General features: G+C 60.4%; 16 protein-coding genes. 11 read left to right on the top strand and 5 right to left on the bottom strand.

Features of this window, described 5'->3' with window-relative positions; genetic code table 11:
- Positions 1-37 precede the first annotated feature (37 nt).
- The 3 genes from HCZ97_RS16190 to HCZ97_RS16180 form a co-directional block, all read right to left on the bottom strand.
- Complete coding sequence (locus HCZ97_RS16190; protein WP_167689989.1) at positions 38-1,819, bottom strand: SLC13 family permease; 1,782 nt, start codon at positions 1,817-1,819, stop codon at positions 38-40.
- A gap of 96 nt (positions 1,820-1,915) precedes the next feature.
- Positions 1,916-2,710: a 3'(2'),5'-bisphosphate nucleotidase CysQ gene (cysQ, locus tag HCZ97_RS16185; RefSeq protein ID WP_167689987.1), complete on the bottom strand. Its 795-nt coding sequence runs from the start codon at positions 2,708-2,710 to the stop codon at positions 1,916-1,918.
- A 273-nt stretch (positions 2,711-2,983) separates the two neighbouring features.
- On the bottom strand, positions 2,984-5,143 hold the full coding sequence (locus tag HCZ97_RS16180; RefSeq protein WP_167689985.1) for a polysaccharide biosynthesis tyrosine autokinase: 2,160 nt from the start codon (positions 5,141-5,143) through the stop codon (positions 2,984-2,986).
- A 770-nt stretch (positions 5,144-5,913) separates the two neighbouring features.
- Here HCZ97_RS16180 and HCZ97_RS16175 point away from each other — a divergent pair.
- The 11 genes from HCZ97_RS16175 to HCZ97_RS16125 all read left to right on the top strand — a co-directional run bounded on the left by HCZ97_RS16175 (position 5,914) and on the right by HCZ97_RS16125 (position 18,022).
- Positions 5,914-6,516: a sugar transferase gene (locus HCZ97_RS16175; RefSeq protein ID WP_167690020.1), complete on the top strand. Its 603-nt coding sequence runs from the start codon at positions 5,914-5,916 to the stop codon at positions 6,514-6,516.
- Between the two features lie 332 nt (positions 6,517-6,848).
- Positions 6,849-8,123, top strand: coding sequence for a WcaI family glycosyltransferase (locus HCZ97_RS16170; RefSeq protein ID WP_167689983.1), 1,275 nt, complete (start codon positions 6,849-6,851; stop codon positions 8,121-8,123).
- Entirely contained in the window at positions 8,120-9,238 is a 1,119-nt protein-coding gene (gene gmd, locus HCZ97_RS16165) for a GDP-mannose 4,6-dehydratase (RefSeq protein ID WP_167689981.1), read from the top strand. The genes HCZ97_RS16170 and gmd overlap by 4 nt, the downstream gene beginning before the upstream one ends.
- Positions 9,239-9,242: 4 nt before the next feature.
- A complete protein-coding gene (locus HCZ97_RS16160) occupies positions 9,243-10,199 on the top strand; it encodes a GDP-L-fucose synthase (protein ID WP_167689979.1) in 957 nt (318 codons plus the stop codon).
- Positions 10,192-11,289: a polysaccharide pyruvyl transferase family protein gene (locus HCZ97_RS16155; RefSeq protein WP_167689978.1), complete on the top strand. Its 1,098-nt coding sequence runs from the start codon at positions 10,192-10,194 to the stop codon at positions 11,287-11,289. The genes HCZ97_RS16160 and HCZ97_RS16155 overlap by 8 nt, the downstream gene beginning before the upstream one ends.
- A gap of 23 nt (positions 11,290-11,312) precedes the next feature.
- Positions 11,313-12,062, top strand: a complete 750-nt coding sequence (locus HCZ97_RS16150; RefSeq protein ID WP_167689976.1) for a hypothetical protein — start codon at positions 11,313-11,315, stop codon at positions 12,060-12,062.
- The gene (locus tag HCZ97_RS16145) at positions 12,059-13,141 is read left to right on the top strand and encodes a polysaccharide pyruvyl transferase family protein (RefSeq protein WP_167689974.1); all 1,083 of its coding nucleotides are present in this window, start codon (positions 12,059-12,061) and stop codon (positions 13,139-13,141) included. The genes HCZ97_RS16150 and HCZ97_RS16145 overlap by 4 nt, the downstream gene beginning before the upstream one ends.
- Before the next feature lie 67 nt (positions 13,142-13,208).
- Entirely contained in the window at positions 13,209-14,258 is a 1,050-nt protein-coding gene (locus HCZ97_RS20880; RefSeq protein ID WP_368484385.1) for a glycosyltransferase family 4 protein, read from the top strand.
- On the top strand, positions 14,255-15,550 hold the full coding sequence (locus tag HCZ97_RS16135; protein ID WP_167689971.1) for a polysaccharide biosynthesis C-terminal domain-containing protein: 1,296 nt from the start codon (positions 14,255-14,257) through the stop codon (positions 15,548-15,550). Before HCZ97_RS20880 ends, HCZ97_RS16135 begins: the two co-directional genes overlap by 4 nt.
- Positions 15,551-15,593: 43 nt before the next feature.
- The gene (locus tag HCZ97_RS16130; RefSeq protein ID WP_167689969.1) at positions 15,594-16,433 is read left to right on the top strand and encodes a sulfotransferase; all 840 of its coding nucleotides are present in this window, start codon (positions 15,594-15,596) and stop codon (positions 16,431-16,433) included.
- 146 nt (positions 16,434-16,579) lie between these two features.
- Positions 16,580-18,022, top strand: coding sequence for an O-antigen polymerase (locus HCZ97_RS16125; protein WP_167689967.1), 1,443 nt, complete (start codon positions 16,580-16,582; stop codon positions 18,020-18,022).
- A 26-nt stretch (positions 18,023-18,048) separates the two neighbouring features.
- Here the strand turns inward: HCZ97_RS16125 and HCZ97_RS16120 are convergent, their stop codons facing one another.
- On the bottom strand, positions 18,049-19,215 hold the full coding sequence (locus tag HCZ97_RS16120) for a nucleotide sugar dehydrogenase (RefSeq protein ID WP_167689965.1): 1,167 nt from the start codon (positions 19,213-19,215) through the stop codon (positions 18,049-18,051).
- 27 nt (positions 19,216-19,242) lie between these two features.
- The coding region (locus HCZ97_RS16115) for a mannose-1-phosphate guanylyltransferase/mannose-6-phosphate isomerase (protein ID WP_167689963.1) at positions 19,243-20,399 on the bottom strand (1,157 nt) is incomplete at its 5' end.

The raw sequence follows: 20,399 nt of genomic DNA, 5'->3' as shown, positions 1-20,399 counted from the left end.
GCGTGGCCGTGGCCCGCGGGGATCAGACAAATCGTTCTCAGCCAAGCGGCCAGCGCAGCGAGATCGCGGCGCTGACGATCAGCCCCATGGACAGGTTCAGCGGGATGCCGATGCGCAGGAAGTCGGTGAACTTGTAGCCCCCCGGCCCGTAGACCAGCGTGTTGGTCTGGTAGCCGATCGGCGTGGCGAAGCTGGCCGAGGCGGCGATCATCACCGCGATGACCAGCGGGCGCGGGTCGATCCCCATGGCCTGGGCCAGCCCGACCGCGATCGGGGTCACCACCACCGCCACGGCATTGTTGGACACCAGCTCGGTCAGCACCGAGGTCAGCAGGTAGATCGCCCAGATCACCAGGAAGCCGGGCAGGTTCGCCATCAGCGGCGTCAGCCCCTGCACGATCAGCGACACGGCCCCGGTGTGTTCCAGCGCCGCGCCGATCGCCAGCATCGAGAAGATCAGCGCCAGCAGCCGCCCGTCGACGAAGCCGAAGGCCTCGTCCGCGTCGATGCAGCGCGTCACCAGCACCAGGGCCACCGCCAGCACCGACAGCATCAGGATCGGCGCCACGCCGAAGCCCGCCAGCGCCACGATGGCCAGCAGCCCGCCGATGGCAATGGGCGCATGGCTGCGCCGGTAGCCGCGTTCGCTGGGGTGGCTGACGTCGACCATGTCCATGTCGTTGGCCAGCCGCTTGATATCGGCCGGCGCGCCTTCCAGCAGCAGCGTGTCGCCCACCCGCACCACCAGCTGGTCGAGCTGCTGGCCGATGTTCTGGTTCCGCCGGTGCGCCGCCAGCGGGTAGACCCCGTAGCGCCGCCGCAGCCGCATCGAGCCCAGCCGGTGCCCGACCATCTTGCAGCCGGGCGTGATCAGCACCTCGACGGTGGTGGTCTCTACCGCGCTGACCTGGTCGACGCGCTTGAGGCTCTTGTTGCTCTGCAGGCTCAGCAGCTCGGTCATCTCGGTGCGCAGCACCACCCGGTCGCCGACCTGCAGCTCCACGCCCTTGAGGTTGTGCCGCAGGCTGTCGTCGCCGCGCACCACGTCGACCAGCCGCACCCCGTCGCGCTTGAACAGCTGCACGCCGGTCACCTCGCGCCCAATCAGGTTGCTGTCGGGGGGCACCACGGCCTCGGTGAAGAACTTCATCTTCGAGCGCGAGGTCAGCATCGAGGCCATGGAATCGCGTTCCGGCAGCAGCCAGCGGCCCACGGCCCAGAGGTAGAACATGCCCCAGGCCACGACGATGATGCCGACCGGCGTGACCTCGAAGATCGAGAAGGGCTCCAGCCCCTGGCGCCGGGCGACGCCGTCTACCAGCAGGTTGGTCGAGGTGCCGATCAGGGTCAGCGTGCCGCCCATGATCGCCGCGTAGCTGAGCGGGATCAGCAGCTTGGAGGGCGACAGCCCGAGCACCCGGGCCATCTGCACGAAGATCGGGATCATCACCACGACGACCGGCGTGTTCGACACGATGGCCGAGGAGACCAGCACGAAGGCGAACATCATGCCCAAGGCGAAGCGCGGCCGCTTCACCGTCTGGGTCGAGACCATCTGCGTGAAGGCTTCCAGCGCGCCGGTCCGCACCAGCGCGCCCATGACGATGAACATCGCCGCGATGGTCCAGGGCGCCGGGTTGGACAGCACCGAGAGCGCCAGGTCGTAGGGCAGCAGCCCCAGCATCAGCATCAGCGACACGCCCGCCAGCGCCACCACCTCGGTCGGGTAGGTCTCGCGCACGAACATGACGAACATGGCCAGCACGACCAGCAGGCACAGCGCGGCCTGCCCGGTCGGTCCGAGGTCAAGAAAGGACATCCGGACCCTCCGGCTGGTGGTGGCGGGACGAGTCCGGCAGGTCTCCCGGACCGCGAAGTCCGGGATCAGCAGTCATATGCGCCATGGGGCTTGCGCTCAGGCCTCTTTCAGGTCGACGGCCGGAGCATAGGCGATGAAGAACGGGTTCGCATAGCCTTCCTTGCCGTAGACCAGCGGGGAGAGGTCGTCGAAACGCACCACCTTGCCGCCGGCGCCCTGCAGAACGGCATGGCCGGCCGCGGTGTCCCATTCCATCGTGCGCCCGACGCGCGGGTAGAGATCCGCCTCGCCGGTGGCCACCAGGCAGAACTTCAGCGAGGAGCCCGCGCTCTTCATGTCCTTCACGGCATACTTGCCGATGTAGTCGTCGGTCGCCTGGTCGCGGTGGCTTTTGGAGGCCACGACCATCAGCGCGCTGTTGTCGCTGGCGGCGACGCGGATCGGCTTGAGCTCTCCGGCGGTCTCGCCGAAGGGGCCGAGTTCCTCGACCGAGGAGCCATCCTCCAGCGTATAGAACATGCGGTCGCGCGCCGGGGCATAGACCACGCCACGGGTCGGCGTGCCGTTTTCCACCAGCGCGATGTTGACGGTGAAATCGCCGCGACGGTTGATGAATTCCTTGGTGCCGTCGAGCGGGTCGACGATCAGGAAGGTGGCGGCACTTTCCTCGTGCGTGGCCGCCTGTTCCTCGGTCACCAGCAGCACATCCGGGAAGGCCGTGCGCAGCCCCCCCGAGATCAGCGCATCGGCGGCCTCGTCAGCGGCGGTGACCGGGCTTTCGTCGGACTTGGTCTTCACCTCAAAATCGTCGGCATCGTAGATCTCCATGATCTTCGCGCCGGCTTCCAGGGCAAGTGTCCGCATCACGGTTGTCAGCTTCTCGTAATCCAAAATGATCTCCAATCGAAAACCGGCCCGTAAATTTGGGCCATCGTAAAATTGGTGCAAGGCAAACCCTGCCGGGCGAAACCGCCCCGCGCCTGTGCCGGCGCCTCTGGTTCTTATCCATCGCGGGGGTACGCTCTGCAAGCCTCGGCCTGCCGCCAAGGCCGCGCAAGGCGTCAAGAGCGGCGCAACTTTCAGCAGCATGGCCAAGGGCCCCGTTCAGAGGCCCGGCGCGGTCCGGAAGGCAGCCCCGCGTGGCTGGGGGAGAGTAGCGGGCGATCAGTTCTCGTAGTACTTGCCGCCATAGGAGCCGTAGGCGCCATAGCCGCCGTATTTGCCGCCGTAGCCGTAGTTGCGCATGCCCTTAGGGTTGATCTGGTTCAGCACTAGCCCGCTGATCTTCTGGCCGGAGGCCTCGAACATGTGCAGCGCGGCCGTGACCTGGCTCTTGGGGGTGCGGTCCCAAGCGACGACGAAGAGCATGGCATCGACATGCTGCGCGACGATGCGGGCATCCGGCACGACCAGCACCGGCGGGGTGTCGATGATGATTGTGTCGTATTTTTCCCGCACTTCCGCGATCAGCTTGCTGAAGGCGGCGGAGGAGAACAGGTCGGCCGCGTTGACCGAAGAATTCTCGCCGATTAGGATATCGGTGCCGTGGCCCACGCGATCGTCCGTCAGGATGACCTCTTCCAGCGTCTTTTTGCCATTCAGCACGGTGATCAGCCCCTCTTGCTGGGTGCTGTTGAGGTACTGGCCGAAGACCCGGCGACGGATGTCGCCCTCGATGATCAGGACCTTCTTTCCCATGCCGGTGAAGTTCTGGGCCAGGGAGAGCGACATGGTCGTCTTGCCCTCGCCGGGTACCGAGGAGCTGGTCCCGATGATCTGCGGCGGGTTGGCGACATTTGAGAGCAGCACCGAGGTCCGCAGGTTGCGGACGGCCTCGGCCCCCGAGGAAGCCGGCTTGTCGACGAGGTACTGAAGCACGTCCCGGCGGGCACGGGCCGGCAGAAGCGGGATCTGGCCCATGACGGTGTAGCCGGTCTTGCGCTCGAGATCCTGCGCCATGCGGAAAGTGTTCTGGCGGATCTCGCGGATCAGGACAATGGCGCTGCTCAGCATGAAACCGAGGATCGCTGCCATGGCGACAATGACGGACTTGCGCGGCGCCGAGGGCATTAGGGGCTGGACTGCATGTGACAGCAGGCGGCTGTCGGCGCTCTGGATGCCCTGCTGCGCCGAGGTTTCTTTCAGGCGGGTCAGGAAGTGTTCGTAGAGCAGCCGGGTGGCTTCGGCTTCGCGGGTCAGCTGTTGCAGCTGGATCAGGTCGGCGTTCTGCGTTTCTATCTGCTGGGACAGACTCTTCTCGGAATTCTGCAGCACGGCAAGCTGGTTCTGGGCGCGCAGAAGCTCGGACTGGTCGCGGGTGACCAGCTGGGCATAGCGCGTATCGAAGGCCTGGGCGATGGCGGGCTCGTCGATCCTGGGCAGGAAGCCCCTTAGCTGGGCGTCGTTGAAAAGCTCGGCCTTCTCGGCGTAGGTGGTGGCCGAGGCTTCCTGCTCCTGGCGCTCGGTCAGGGCGGCGACAGTGGTCTTGGCGTCCTCGATCCGGGTGCGCACTTCCTTGAGTTGGCGTTCGCTGGCCAACAGCATTTCCGGATTGACAAGATCGGTACTGGCGTTGAACGCGTTGACACGCACCTCTGCCTCTTCAAGCTGGGTTTGCAGTTCTGCGACGCGCTCGGAAAGCCAGTTGGTGGCCTCGTCCATCTGGTCCAGTTTTACCTGGAGCTGGTCGTTGATGTAGGTCTGCACTATGGCCTCGGGCAGGGCCGCGGACATAGTCGGGCTGAAGGTCGTCGCGCGGACCTCGAAGACGAGGGTGCTGGGCAGGTTTCGGATGACGATCTTGTTCAGTACGGTATTGATCGCGCGGTCTCGAGCACGTTCCGCAGTCTCTTCTTCGGTGAGCTCACTAGCTAGGTCCGGTCCGCTGAGCATGTCAATCACGCGGAGCTTCAGCCTAGATACCAAGGACGGCGGTAATAAAGCGCTGTTGAATTCGGGGTTGCTCGTTAGGTCGAGTTGATCGACCACCCGACCGATTAGGACCCGGCTGCGCATCACTTCAACTTCGGAGTTGATGGCAGTATCGTCACTGCTCATGCCCGGAAATATGCTGCCAAGGTCGACGACCTGTTCTTGGTTCGTGTCAAGAATGACAACCGAGCTTGCCGTAAATTCTGGTCGAGCGACTGCATAGGCATAGTAAACGCCAACAAGCACGCTTGCTATGCACACGGTGGTGATCAGCCACTTGCCACGCCAGAGGGTGTTGAAAAGCGAAGCCAAGTCAACCACTTCGTCGCCGGCTGTCTCTTCATGTGACTTGGTTGTGCTGTTGGGGGAAAGATTTGAGATGGAACGATTCATGAAAAAACTTATATGGAAGGTGAAGTGCCCGGAACGTTCCAGGGCGTCTGCATGATGGACTTTGCACGTTAGGGTGGCGGCTGGGGATCCCGCTTCAGTTTCCGTACGCTATCACATGCGAACTCGGCGATTACAGACTAATTCCCTGAATGGTTAGGTCTATGGCGGGGGGGTGCCAAGCAATAAAGCTGGCGCGGCAGCGGTTTTCTGCCAAAAAGCAGGCCCCCGGGGGGGGGCTGTCTAGGGCTTGTGCGTCGTGGGCTCCTTGAGGGCGGGGAAGGGACCCTGTTCCTCAGCAATGTGGCGCCCACTTATGCTGCGTTGCGGCATGGCTGCGTGTCAGGCGTCTCGCCGGTCGGGTGCGGGAATGTTACCGCAATAATTTTCCTGTCTCTCCGGCTCGCGGCCCTTTGAGCGATGGGCTTTCGGCAGGGCGGGGCCCCGAGCGTGCCCGGAAGCGCGGACAGGGGCGGCGCTGCGTGAAAAATAGGCCCCGGGCGGTTTTTCTTGGTCTGAGCGGGGATATGCCCAGGTCTTGCTGCACCTGCATCTCGACACTCGCGGCAAAACTAAATACCCTCTTGAAAGGTAAGGTGCAGCCTCGAAAGTTTTCGTGTTATAGGACCTCATATTTAAGTAGTTACGTTTCAGTTGGCGCCGTAAGGAGGCTCATCGTGAAGACCTTTGATTTTAGAAATGTTGCCAGATCCGTTCCCGTTACCGACCGTGGACGCCGTACGGTGCTCCGCCGGGACAGCCAGACTTTCTACATGACCTTCGGCAAGCGTCTTTTCGACCTCGTCCTTGCCGTTCTCCTTCTTCCGATCCTGATCCCGGTCATTTTCGCGCTTTGGGTCGCCACGCGTTTCGACGGAGGGGTGGGCTTTTTCGGGCACCGTCGCGTCGGCCGCAACGGCAAGGCCTTCCGCTGCTGGAAGATCCGCACCATGGTCGTGGACGCCGAGGCGAAGCTGAAGGAATACCTGGCCGAGAACCCGGAGGCGCTGGCGGAGTGGCGCCGGGATCAGAAGCTGGCCAACGACCCCAGAATCACGCGCCTCGGCCATGTCCTGCGCGCGACCAGCCTCGATGAACTGCCGCAGATCTGGAACGTGCTGAAGGGCGAGATGAGCTTTGTCGGTCCGCGCCCCGTCGTGCGGGACGAGATCGTCCGCTACGGGGTCGACCGCACCGCCTATCTTTCCGTGCGTCCGGGCCTGACCGGCCTGTGGCAGGTCTCGGGGCGCAACGACGTCAGCTATGCAGAGCGCGTGCAGATGGATGTGCGCTACCTGTCCATGGCCTCCCTGGTGACGGATTGCACCCTGCTCCTGAAGACGGCACAGGCCGTTTTCGGCCAGACGGGGCGGTGACCGTAGCCCCGTCTGGGGCGCGCCGCCCGGCCCGTCCCGCCGCCCTTTTTCTGAGCGAAGCGGGGCAGGGAATGCACATTCGCACCGGAAAGAATATGGCAAAGGCTGTGGCCCGCAGCAGAACTGGTATTTTTCTCGCGAGAACAACTGCGTCAGGGCGCCGGAAGCTGTTTTCGACGATCGTCCGCATTTCTTAAAAGATTGGTTTTTTTCTTGTTTATCAAAATGTCGGATTGCTGCCTCCAGGAAGCGGAAAGGATTTTTACCGCTTCCGAAACGCGGCTGTCACCTGCAGGGTCCCGCCCGGCCTGCGCCGTTGACCGGAGGGTCCGATGCGTCTGCTGGTGATCTGCATCAACTATGCGCCAGAGCTGATCTCGACCGGGGTCTATACCACCGGCCTTGCGGAATGGATGGCAAAGGAAGGCGTCGAAACCGATGTGGTCACGGCCCTGCCCTATTACCCCGCCTGGCGGGTCTTTGATGGCTGGCGGCGTCCCTGGTGGAAGAGCCGGGTCAGCGAGAACGGCGTCAGGATCGCCCATTGCCCGATCTACGTCCCCTCCAACCCGACCGGCGCAAAGCGCATCCTGCATTACGCGACCTTTGCCCTGTCGGCCTTTCCGATTGCCATGTGGAAGGCTCTGCGCCGGCGTCCCGACGTGGTGATGATGATCGTGCCCTCGATGGCCGCCGCCCCGGTGGCTTGGATGGCCGCACGCAGCGTCGGCGGCACCGCCTGGCTTCACATCCAGGATTACGAGGTCGAGGCGGCCTTCGCCACCGGCCTGCTGAAGGAGGACAGCCGCATCGGCCGGATGGCCAAGCGCTTCGAGAAATGGGTCTTGGGCGGCTTTGACCGGGTCAGCTCGATCTCGGGGCCGATGCTGGACAAGCTGCGCGAGAAGAAGGTCCCCGAAGACCGGATCTACGAGCTGCGCAACTGGGCCAACCTCGAGAAGGTCCGCCTAGTCGAGGGCGTCTCGCCGATGAAGGCGGAGCTGGGCATCACCACGCCCTACGTGGCGCTGTATTCGGGCAACCTTGCCAACAAGCAGGGGCTGGAGGTGTTGCCCGAGATGGCGCGCCTGCTGAGCCACCGCGATGACCTGACCATCGCGGTGTGCGGCGATGGCCCGATGCGCAAGGGGCTGGAGGCGATGAGCGAGGGAATCCCCTCGATCCGTTTCTTCCCGCTGCAGCCGCTGGACAAGCTGAGCGACCTTCTTGGGATGGCCGATGTCCACCTGCTGCCCCAGATCGCCGGGGCGGCCGACCTGGTGCTGCCCTCCAAGCTGACCAATATGCTGGCGTCCGGCCGGCCGGTGGTGGCGACGACCCCGCCCGATACCGCCCTAGGCCACGAGGTCGACGGCGTCGGGCGTATCACCCCGCCGGGGGATGCCGCCGCGATGGCCGCCGCCCTGGAAGAGCTTCTGGAGGATCCGCAAGAACGTCGGGAGCTTGGCCGCCTGGCCAGGCTTAGGGCGATTGAACGCTGGGACATGGATGCCATTCTCAGCCGCACGAAATCAGAATTCGAAACCTTGTCGGGCGTATCGTCCGAAGGTGAAAACAAGTTTGAAAGTTCGAGGGATATCCAATGAAAAAAGCCCTGATTACGGGGATCACCGGCCAGGATGGATCCTACCTTGCTGAATTCCTGCTGGAAAAAGGCTACGAAGTTCACGGGATCAAGCGCCGTGCCTCGCTGTTCAACACCCAGCGGGTGGACCACATCTACCAGGATCCGCATGTCGATCATGCCCGGCTGAAGCTGCATTACGGGGACCTGTCGGATACCTCGAACCTGAACCGCCTGATCTCTGAGATCCAGCCGGACGAGGTCTACAACCTCGGCGCGCAGAGCCACGTAGCCGTGTCCTTCGAGGCGCCCGAATACACCGCCGACGTCGACGGTATCGGCACCCTGCGCCTGCTGGAGGCGATCCGCTTCCTCGGCCTCGAGAAGAAGACCCGGTTCTACCAGGCCTCGACCTCGGAACTGTTCGGCCTGGTGCAGGAAATCCCACAGCGCGAGACGACGCCCTTCTACCCGCGCAGCCCTTACGCCGTGGCCAAGATGTACGCCTACTGGATCGCGGTGAACTACCGCGAGAGCTATGGCATGTATGCCTGCAACGGCATCCTGTTCAACCACGAGTCCCCGCGCCGCGGCGAGACCTTCGTGACCCGCAAGATCACCCGGGGGCTGGCCAATATCGCCATGGGTCTCGAGCCCTGCCTCTACATGGGCAACATCGATTCCCTGCGCGACTGGGGCCATGCCAAGGACTATGTCCGCATGCAGTGGATGATGCTGCAGCAGGACGAACCCGAGGACTTCGTCATCGCGACCGGCGTGCAGTACTCGGTGCGTGAGTTCATCACCTGGTCGGCCCGCGAGCTGGGCATCGAGCTGGAGTTCACCGGCGAGGGCGTCGAGGAAACGGCGACCGTCAAGTCCGTGGACAACAACATCTCTCCGGCGCTGAAGGTCGGGGACGTGGTGATGCGGATCGACCCGCGCTACTTCCGCCCCGCCGAAGTGGACACCCTGCTGGGCGATCCCACCAAGGCCAAGGAAGTCCTGGGCTGGGTCCCCGAGATCACCGCGCAGGAAATGTGCGCCGAGATGGTTGCCTCGGATCTCAAGACCGCCAAGCGCCACGCCCTGCTGAAAGAGCACGGCCTGGAGCTGCCGGTCAGCGTGGAGGGATGAGCGCATGAGCTGGGACATTACCGGGAAACGCATCTGGGTTGCCGGGCATCGCGGCATGGTGGGGGGCGCCGTGGTGCGGCGTCTCGCCTCCGAGGAGTGCGAGGTCATCACCGCCGGGCGCGAGGTGGTCGACCTGACGCAGCAGGCTCAGGTCCGCGACTGGATGGCCGAGGTGAAACCCGATGCCATCGTCATGGCCGCCGCCAAGGTCGGCGGCATTATGGCCAACAGCACCCACCCGGTGGATTTCCTGCTGGCCAACCTGCAGATCGAGACCAATATCGTCGAGGCCGCGCACGCCAATGACGTGGACCGCTTCCTGTTCCTCGGCTCGTCCTGCATCTATCCCAAAATGGCGCCGCAGCCGATCCCGGAAGACAGCCTGCTGACCGGCCCGCTGGAGCCGACCAACGAATGGTACGCGATCGCCAAGATCGCCGGCATCAAGCTGTGCCAAGCCTATCGCAAGCAATACGGGCGCGACTGGATCGCGGCCATGCCGACCAATCTGTATGGACCGGGGGACAATTACGACCTGACCTCCAGCCACGTGCTGCCGGCCCTGCTGCGCAAGTTCCATGAGGCCAAGGAAAGCGGTGCCGCCTCGGTCGAGCTCTGGGGATCGGGCACGCCGCTGCGCGAATTCCTGCACTGCGACGACCTGGCCGATGCGCTAGTCTTCCTGCTGAAGGAATATTCCGGCTACGAGCACGTCAACTGCGGCTCCGGGTCCGAGGTCACGATCCGTGAACTGGCCGAGACCATCGCCGAGGTGGTGGGCTACGAGGCCGAGCTGGTCTTCGACAGCACCAAGCCTGACGGCACGCCGCGCAAGCTGATGGACAGCTCGACCCTGCACGGGCTGGGCTGGAACGACGCCCGTTCGCTGAAAGACGGGATCACCCAGACCTATGCCGACTGGCAGCAAGAGCTTAAAAAAAAGGAATCCATGGATGTCTGAGATCTTCCCCCTGGCTCAGAAGCCGGCACCGCGTGTCGCCCTTGTCGGCGGGCAATGGGCACAGAACGTAGGCAATGCCTTCTTCAACCTCGGTGGCGAATACGTTCTCAAGCGGGTCTTCGGCGAAGATGCCGTCGGTTTCTTCCAAGACCAGCCGAACTACCGGACCCTGCACAACAAGTTCAAGGGCAACCCGGAGACCTATGTCGACTTCGCCCAGTACCTGGATATCGACTACCTGGTCGTCCAGGGTCCGGTTCTGGGTGGCTGGATCCGGGAAAGCTGGGAAAAGGCGTTCCGCGCCCTGCGCGACAACGGCGTGAAGGTGATCTTCCTCTCGTCGGCCTTCTTCAAGTTCACCGACAAGGAGATCGCCGCGGTAAAGAGCTTCCTCGAGGAATACCCCCCCTATCTGATCTCGACCCGCGATGACCGCACCTACGGGATCATCAAGGACTGGCTGCCCGGCGTGCCGAAGTACGACGGCATCGACAGCGGCTACTTCCTGAACCGCTGCGTGAACCCGTTCAAGGTCCGGGAAGGCTTCAGGTACATCACCTCCAACTTCGACCGCTACCCCGAGCCGGAGCTTTTTTCCTCGGATCCGGGGGACAAGTACAACTCCCGCCAAGTCGAGATCGAGGGCAAGACCTACTTCGTCTCGGTGCCGAAGTTCCTCGACAAGTATGCCCACAAGGGCAAGATTAAGGGCTACCTGGCTGATTACTTCGACAAGCGGAAGCTGCCGGAGACCTTCGATGGCCGGCTGATCGTGCGGCCTGAGCACCGCTTCTTCCCGCACATCACCCACAAGATCTATCGCCAGTCGAACGCGACGGCATCGGACGAGCCTTGGACCTACATCAACATCTACGCCAACGCTGATTTCACCCTGTCGGACCGGGTTCATGCCTGCGTGGCGACCCTGGCCTTTGGGAGTCCGGCCATGCTGTTCACCCCGTCGCCTCGTTCGGCTTTGTTCGGGCGCGTGGGGGCAGGCGAAATTAGAAATAAGCTTGTCACGCTTGATCTTGGTATGCTCCACGAAGAGCAAGAGAAAGAAATAGAATGGCTAAAGGACCACGTCTAACCTGAACAAAAAGGAGAAGCGATATGTCCAGTCTGCCCCGCATGTTCCGCGATTCTCTCCGGGCCTCCCCCGTCGTCTTTCCGTTGATTGGTCGCCAAGGTGAATCCCCTGATTTTGAGCGCCGGGTCGTTAGGCCCGGCGACTCTGTCGTGATCGAGGGATATCCCCGGTCGGGAAACACTTTTGGCACCATGGCATTCCGGCGAGCACAGCTAGGGCCGTTGAACATTGGCAATCATTTCCACGCCCCTGCCCAAATTTTGTTGGCTAACCGATACGCTATTCCCGCATTGGTGGTCATCCGGGCGCCCAAAGCCGCCGCGTTGTCGCTCTGTGTCTACCACGGCGGTCGGATGTCAGCGGCACGGGCCGTCGAACTTTACATCGCTTTTCACCGTCCAATTTTGCGCATTCCTCAGGCTTGGACCCCGGCTCTTTTCGAAGAAGTCATTGCGGATTTCGCCCCGGCGATCCGCCGCATGAATGCTCAGTTTGGCACCAACTTTATACCCTATGAGAATTCACCTGAAGAAGACGCACTGACGCGGGCAGCCGTTGAGAAAAAACGACTTAGCCGGCTGGCTAAGCGCGGCGACATGGAGGCTAGTATCGCCCGGCAGACCGTACCCTCAGCTGAGAAAGAAGCGCTTAAATCTCGCTATCGTGACGAGTTCGAGACCGTAAAAGTCCGCAGACTTCTGAGTGCCGCGCAGGATTACTACGAAAGCATACTCAATCATAAGTGCCTTAAGCAGGACACCGCCGTTCAATGACAAATCGCGTGACGATCTGTGGTGCCTTCGGGGGTGTAAACATTGGTGATGAGGCTATTGCTGAAACCATGCGGGCACAAGTTAGCCGGGCCTTCCCAGGCGCCCGCATCGGGCTCGACTGTTTCGTCTCGCGTGCGGTACTGGACCAGACCGGCTATACAATGTCTGAGACCGATATAGCCAGCCGCGAGGATTGGCGCACCATTATTTCTTGGCTGCGTCAAGGTCCGCTCGTCATTGGCGGTGGCCAGATGTTGAACGGCTCGAAGAACGGCAAAGGTCCAGGATATCTATTCTCAATTGCACTCTTGGCTCGCCTCTTCGGTCAGAAAGTAATGCTTCTGGGTGTTGGCACTAGGGCTGTTGAGAAATTCCCGGCCTCAAGGTTCTTCATGCGGCGGCTAGCGAAGTTAGCCAATGTGATCCGTGTACGCGACATCCAGTCCCGCGAGGCGCTCATTGCCTGCGGCGTGTCAAGTGACCGTATCGAAGTGACGGCCGATGTAGTGTTCTCAGGTGTTGTAGCCGCGGATGCTTGCTCATCGCGCGATCATAGGCACATGTGCTTGGCAGTTCATCAAAGCCCTTTAGTAACCCATTACACCGCCGGTGATTACGCCCGCTTGGCCATACGTCTGGCACAGGCGGCTGGAAGTGCTAAGCTGGATTTAGTATGCCATGATGTCCGACCTGGCTACGACTTAGAATTTGCCAATGCTGTGCAGAACGAGATAGAGGCGCAGTCGGATTTGGCCGCGCAAGTTATAATTCCAAAAACCGTCTCGGAGGCGATGTCCCTATATAGTGCTGCGGGTATTGTGGTCAGCTCGCGCATGCACCCTTTGATCCTGGGCCTCGCAGCTGGAGCCCCGGTCCTGCCGCTAGCGGGGAGCGCTAAAGTGCGGGATTTAGCCTCGCTCTACGGTGCGGGTTCGCTCCTAGGTATTGAGAGTACGACTGAACAACTTCTTGTCGGGCTCCGGCCTATAGCAGAGGGAGGAGTGCTTATGGCCGGCATTCCAGAAGAACTTCTGGCTAGATCTCAATACAACTTTATCAATTTGCCAAGAAAAGAATGAGGCATTTTCAGTGCGCTCCCTAAACTATGTAGGGCCATTCCCCGGCCCAATCACCGGTCAAACCGTTATGACACTTCACATCCATGACAGGTTGATTCGTGAAGCGCCAGAGGGCGTTAGTGTGATTGCCTATGATATCGTACGGGGCGATACTGGCAGCAAACCAAAGGATATGCTGATCAAGGCCGGTAGAGCCCTTGGGACAATTTCGGGCTTAGTCTTTGGTGGGCGTGGCAGGAATTGCTATATTTCGGTTGATGCAAACCGTGGGATGGTCAACACCGTAGCTTATGCCGCTGCTGCCCGCTTAGGTGGTGCGAGGCGTATAGTCTTGCATCATCACACCAGAGCTCATGTGGACAGGGCGCTCCCTCTCATGCGCATGCTAGCCAAAACAGCGGGTCCACGGGCAGTTCACCTGTGCATCTGCCCTTCAATGGCGGCAAACTTGGCACAGCGCTACCCGGCGATTAATCATACTACGTCGATGTCAAATGTTATCAGTCTCGACACCGATAGGCCGGAGACACGAAGCGCCCTACGCGCCTCCCACCCCGAGGTCTGGCGCCTAGGGCATATGTCTCGTATGAACATGGCGAAAGGACTCGGTCGTGCGGTAGAAACGCTTGAGACCTTGCTAGAAGCGGGCATTCCTGCGCGTCTGTCCTTAGCAGGGTCATTTTCCAGCCAAGCAGACCGGGATTTCGCCGAGTCGGCGGCGGAGCGGCTCGGTCCAGCTCTTGAACTGGTCGGCCCCATCTTTGGGGAAGAGAAGACGGCGTGGTTTCGCGAGCTTGACATCTTCCTGTTTCCTTCATTGTACCGGAACGAGACCCAAGGCATCGTTAACCTCGAGGCTTTGGCCGTGGGGACCCCTGTCCTAGCCTATGGTGGTCATTGTATTGCTGACGACCTAGCTGGACTGACAGACTGGTGCCTGCCACCCGATGCCGATTATCCGGCCGAGGCCTTAGCCTTCATCTCGCGGGTGAAAGCCTCAGAGGCCGGCCTGACTCCCTTGCGTGCGCAGGCTGGCGAACGGTTCCATGGTCTCGTGGCGAATGCAAATGGTGCCTTCGGACAGCTGGTTGACTTCTGTTTCGGAGAAACTGAATGAGCGTACTCAGGGCGAAACTGCGCGGACAATTCCTCCGGGCTTTCGCGGGGTCCATGGCTGTTGCTATACCGGCCCGTTTTGCCCAGCTTGGTATGGCTGTCCTTCTGGCCCGGCGCTTCGGTCCGGAAGGATACGGCCTCTTCACCTATGCGCTTGGGCTCGGACTCTTGGCTGGGCGACTCGGCGGGCTTGGCTGGCCCACCCTGGTGACACGGTTCATTCCCTCCTATGTAGCCGGACAGGACTGGAACGGGCTGAAGGGGTTGCTTCGCGCCGCTTATCCCGTCGCGATCACTGCCGCATTAATCTGTAGCGTGCTTCTGGTCGCACTCGCCTACGGGCTGGGGCCAGAACACAAGTTGTTCACTGGTCTCGTTTTGGGTGCGATCCTGATCCCGATGATGTCTCTACGCAGCCTCGTGCGTAACATGTTAGCCGGCTACAGGCGACCCAGTGTAGGCATCGCGGTGGACGAATTGCTGCCCCCTTTGCTGATCTGCCTGCTGGTGGTCGTGCTTAACATCCAGAGTGCGAGCACGGCAGTCTACGCTTATGCAATCTCCAGTCTCATCGCAGTCGGCTATGGCCTGTTCTGCATGAAAGGTTCCCATCCCGCTGAACTGGCGCAGGCTGCGCCCCACTATCGCATGCGCCTCTGGATGGGTATCGCCCTACCTGCTCTTGTGGGTATGTCGGCCAAGCTGATTATGAACCGTACTGACGTAATCATGATCGCTCCACTTTCCACCCTGGAAGAGGTGAGCCTCTACGGCGTGGCGCTGCGTGTTACTTTTGTCCAAACTTTCCCCTTGGTGGTACTAAGTACCGTGCTCAGCCCGCAGATTAGTAGCTATATCTCCTCGGGACGCATGAAGAAGGCTGAACAGCTCTTCTACGGGAGCCTCCTCTTTGCTTTCTTGCTCCCTGGGGGGATTACCATCGGCCTGATAGGTTTCAGTGAACAGATCATGTTTTGGATCTTCGGCAATGACTACGTTACCGCAGCGCCCACTCTTCGAATCTTAGCCATAGCGCAGATTTCCGCCTGTATGGGGATTCCGTCCACTTCCTTCATGCTGATGAATGGCTACCAGAAATCTTTCGGCGTAATGACTATCATTGCGCTAGTCCTGAACATCGGCGGGAACTACCTGCTGATCCCCCATCTGGGCTCCGCCGGGGCGTCTTGGGCCACGCTCACCTCGGCTACCCTGCTGGCGATCATGCAGATTTGCGCTTGCATCAGAATCATCCGTAGGAACCGTCACCACTCGACAGGAGCGGCGGCATGATTATCTCCTGGCTTCCCACTAGCATCACAGAGAGCACAGAACCATGATCCAGAAACCCAGCTTCCTGATCATCGGTGCAATGAAGGCTGGCACTACGACCCTTTACGAGGACTTGGTGCATTTGCCCGGGATTTACATGCCTCCTGACAAGGAGCCTGAGGATCTAATTGACCCGGCCGTAGAGACTCCCGATGGGCTTGCCCGGTACCTAGCAAAGTTCGAGGGCGCCACCGCTGGGGCCCTCTGCGGTGAGGCATCGACGGCCTATTCCAAGCGCCCAACCTACGAAGGTGTAGCCCCTAGAGCAAAGAGGGTATTGGGAGAGAACCTTAAGATCATCTATATGACCCGCCATCCGGTGAAGAGGCTGGTTAGCCAGTACCATCACCAATGGGGCATGGGATTCGAGAACCGTCCGATGCGTGAAGCCCTTGTAGAAAGCCCCGAATACCTTTCTTACAGCCGCTACGACTGGCAGCTTTCTCCTTGGCGCGAGACCTTTCCTAACTCTCAGATCCTTGTCGTCCGATTCGAGGATTACCTAGCGGACAGGCCCGCGGTTCTTTCGAAAATCTGCGCCTTCCTGGGCGTGGCCGCTCCGGCTCAGGGGCCTGACGGATCACATCGCAATAAGTCGGAAGGCAAGCGTTACATTCCACGCGGCGGGATGATGGAGCGCATATCGCGCTCGCGGCTTTACCTCTACGGGGTCAAGCCGTTGCTTTCCTCAAAGATTCGAGACCGGGTCAAAGGCATAATTTTGCCCAAGACACGCAAACTCGAGGAAAAGCTTGATGTGAAGACCGAATTGCTTATCACGAAGGCGTTAGAAAACGATGCCTTGGCCATGGTGTACTTGGCTCCCCCCACCACCAGACAGTAGAAGCTCGCTCATGTCGTGATGCGTGACACCTGCCCCCCATGTCAGGAAGCTGAATGATTGCCTCCGACTGATACGTAGGGACAAGGGCGTATGCTCCCGTGGGCATCTTGGATATGCTGACACGGAAATGTGTTTGGAGATTTTTCGTGAAGAAAACCTTGCGGCTCCTGCTTTCAGTGAACATAGTCTTCTTCTTTGTTTTGGGGGTGACAGGTATCCTAGGGGTAGACGAGCGCTATCTTCTGGTCGCTGTCGGACATCTAGCGGTAGTCTGCATCCTGTTCTTTCCAATAGCGACTAACCGCAAGATCGTCGGGTTCGAGCCCTACACGTTCTTTGTCCTCTACGTGGTCATTGGCACGCTGGGAACCAGCTATATCATTAGTTTCGGGGAAGGACATCGACGGGATGTGATCATGCATGGGGACCCGGTTGGCTTCTTCCTGTCTGGTGGGCTCTGGCTGTCGTTGGCGTTGTTGTTGGTGGGGGCAGGATACGTCTCTTGCAAAAAACGAGTGGCGGTCGAAAAGTTGCTTCCTGATGATTCTCGTTTTACCAACCGAGGTCTTCATATAGTTGCTCTATTGGTCTTTGTGATCTCTATGCTTGCAACCTTGGCTTTTATCCAAAGCACCGGCGGTTTCTCCTTCCAGGCGCTGTCGCGTAAGCGCGCAATTGAGATCCAATCCGGCGGGGAAGTGGTCTATGGAAATGCTGGGTATCTTCGCCTAGCCGCAGGCCTAGCAATGACGATGCTTTATGTGATGCTCGCAAATTACATGCAGCGCCCCTACAAGCTCAGTTGGTCGGCCCGCTCAGCTGTTATATTGCTATTTTTGCTTAGTATTGCCTTGCCCTTTCTATCCAGTTCAAGGGCTACTATCCTCTACACACTGCTTGGATTTATTTTAGTCTATACAGTCTATCGTAAGGTATCGATTGTTTTCGCGGCCACGATAATTATATCGGGGCTGGTTTTTTTCTCTGCGATGACGGGTCTCCGTGCGATAGCTCAAAGAGGCGAGACTCAAGTATTTGTCAATCCGATCGCGGCGCTTGCGGAATCTGGAAATGGAATGTCTTTGAATGGAACTGCCCACATTTTGGACGGCGTGCCGACGAGGATGGAGTACAAGTTGGGCTATAGCTACCTCACGTGGATCACTGCCCCAATTCCTCGCAGCTTCTGGCCCGGCAAACCAGACGTAAGTATGGGTAAAGAGATTAAAGAGAAGGTGTTCCAGGAGACGGTATTGAAGAGTGGTCGTCCTCCGAGCCTTCTCACAGAAGGTTACATAAATTTCGGATGGGTCGGGTTATTTGGCTCCGCTTTCCTTTTTGGATATATATTGCGCTTGGTGGCTACTAGTTTCCAGCCCGTTATGCAAAAATCAGTTTTTGTAGTAGCGATCTATTTCCCATTAGTTCTTCACTTGGCCTCGTCAGCAAACGGGGCTGCATCTCAGGTCATAGTGAGAATCCTGTCGGATATCATCCCAGTATATATGATGTATTATGCGGCTGTATTCTTCAGCAGCCGCAGAAATTTGTTGAGTAGGACAGAACCCAACTGCATTCCCGGAGAATAGTTTTATCAAATAATGAGCGCACGCTGTCAGTCCAGACCAAAGATATCCCGCGTGAAAGTGCGGGCGACCACATCTTCTAGATCTGGGCTCCAACGGTTAGTGATGATTATGTCAGCCTCTGCCTTGAATGCGTCCAAGTCTCGGATTACACGCGAACTGAAAAAATGCTCTTCTTCTAGGTTCGGCTCGTAGACGATGATCTCAATCCCCTTGGCCTTGATCCGCTTCATGATCCCCTGGATTGAGCTTTGCCGGAAATTGTCCGACCCCGCCTTCATGGTCAGCCGGTAGATCCCCACGACCTTCGGGGCCCGTGCGATGATCATGTCGGCGATATAGTCCTTGCGGGTGCGGTTGGCATCCACGACGGCGCGGATCAGGTTCTGCGGCACCTCGGTGTAATTGGCCAGCAGCTGCTTGGTGTCCTTGGGCAGGCAATAGCCGCCATAGCCGAAGGAGGGGTTGTTGTAATGGTTGCCGATCCGCGGATCAAGGCAGATCCCCTCGATGATCTGGCGCGTGTCGAGCCCGCGTGACAGGGCATAGCTGTCGAGCTCGTTGAAATAGGCCACCCGCATGGCAAGGTAGGTATTGGCGAAAAGCTTGATCGCCTCGGCCTCGGAGGTGTTGCAGAGCAGGACCGGCACGTTCCGGTCCAGCGCCCCCTCCTGCAGCAGCTTGGAAAACCGCACCGCCGCCTGCGACCGGCCGCCCACCACGATCCGGCTGGGATGCAGGTTGTCGTAAAGCGCCCGGCCCTCGCGCAGGAACTCCGGGCTGAAGATGATGGTCTCGAACCCGGTGCGGGCGCGCAGCTGGTTGGTGTAGTTCACCGGGATAGTCGACTTGATGACGATGGTCGCGGCCGGGTTGACGCGGATCACGTCCTGCACCACCCGGTCGACCGAGCTAGTATCGAAGTAGTTGGTTTCGGCATCGTAATTCGTCGGCGTCGAGACGATGACGTATTTCGCGCCCGCATAGGCCTCTTCGGGATTGGTGGTGGCCGTCAGGTCGAGCGTCTTCTCGGCCAAGTATTCCTCGATCTCGGGATCGACGAGCGGACTGACCCGCTCGTTCACCATGCGCACGCGCTCCTCGGAAAGATCCAGCGCCACGACTTGGTGACGCTGCGCCAGCAGGATGGCGTTCGACAGTCCGACGTAGCCAATCCCGGCAACCGCGATCTTCATCTGCCCGCTCCGACCTCCAGGCCCGGCTCAGCTGCGGGCGTAGACGTCTTCATATCGGACAATGTCATCTTCGCCAACATAAGCGCCGGTCTGCACCTCGATCAGCACCATCGGCACCTTGCCCGGGTTCTCCATCCGATGGACGGCGCCAAGCGGGATGTAGACGGACTGGTTTTCCGTCACCAGCTGGACGTTGTCGTCCACGGTCACCTTGGCGGTGCCCTCGACGACGATCCAGTGCTCGGAGCGGTGGAAGTGGCTTTGCAGGCTCAGCGAGGCGCCGGGATGCACCAGGATCCGCTTCACCTGGAAGCGCGAGCCCACGACCAGGCTTTCGAACCAGCCCCAGGGCCGGTGATCCTTGGGGAAATGCGTGGCCTGGGGCGCTCCCTTGGCTTTCAGCGCCGTAACCGCTTTTTTGACGTCTTGGGCCTTGGACATGTCCGCCACCAGCACCGCGTCGTTCATCGCGATGGCCATGATGTTGTCGAGGCCAATGCCCACGACTTCCAGCCGCTCGCTTTCCGACCGCAGCAAGGTGTTGGTGCAGTCGATGGCGGTTGCGTCACCCGACAGGGTCACGCCGTTCGCATCCGGACCGCCCTCGCGCCAGACAGCATCCCAGCCGCCGAGGTCCGACCAGCCGCCCGCGAAGGGCACGACCGACAGGTTGGCGGCCTTTTCCATGACCGCGTAGTCGATCGAGATATCCTCGGCCTGGCCCCAGGGCCCGGGCGCCAGGCGCAGGAAGCCGAGGTCGACCTTGGACTCTGCCAGCGCGGCCTTGACCGGGGTCATCAGCTGCGGCGCATGGGACTCGAAGGCCTCGACGATGGTCCGGGCCTTGAACAGGAAGATCCCGGCGTTCCACATGAAGTTGCCGGCGGCGAGCATCTCGGCGGCCATGGCGGCGTCGGGCTTCTCGACGAAGCGCGACAGCCCCACCGCATCGGTGCCCGAGGGGGCCGAGGCCAGCTCGAGGTAGCCATAGGCGGTTTCGGGATGGGTCGGCGTGATGCCGAAGGTCACCAGGTTCCCTGCCTCAACGGCCGCGAGGCCTGCCTCGACGGCCGCGTGGAAGGCCGCGGCATCAGGGACCACGTGGTCCGAGGGCGCGACCAGCATGACGCCTTCGGGATCGCCTTGCGCGACCCGCAGGGCGGCCGCCAGCACGGCGGGGGCGG

The organism is Pseudooceanicola sp. HF7, assembly GCF_011806405.1.
Taxonomy (GTDB): domain Bacteria; phylum Pseudomonadota; class Alphaproteobacteria; order Rhodobacterales; family Rhodobacteraceae; genus Pseudooceanicola.
The sequence above is the reverse complement of the archived record's forward strand: the minus strand, read 5'-3'. Positions and strand labels throughout refer to the sequence as shown.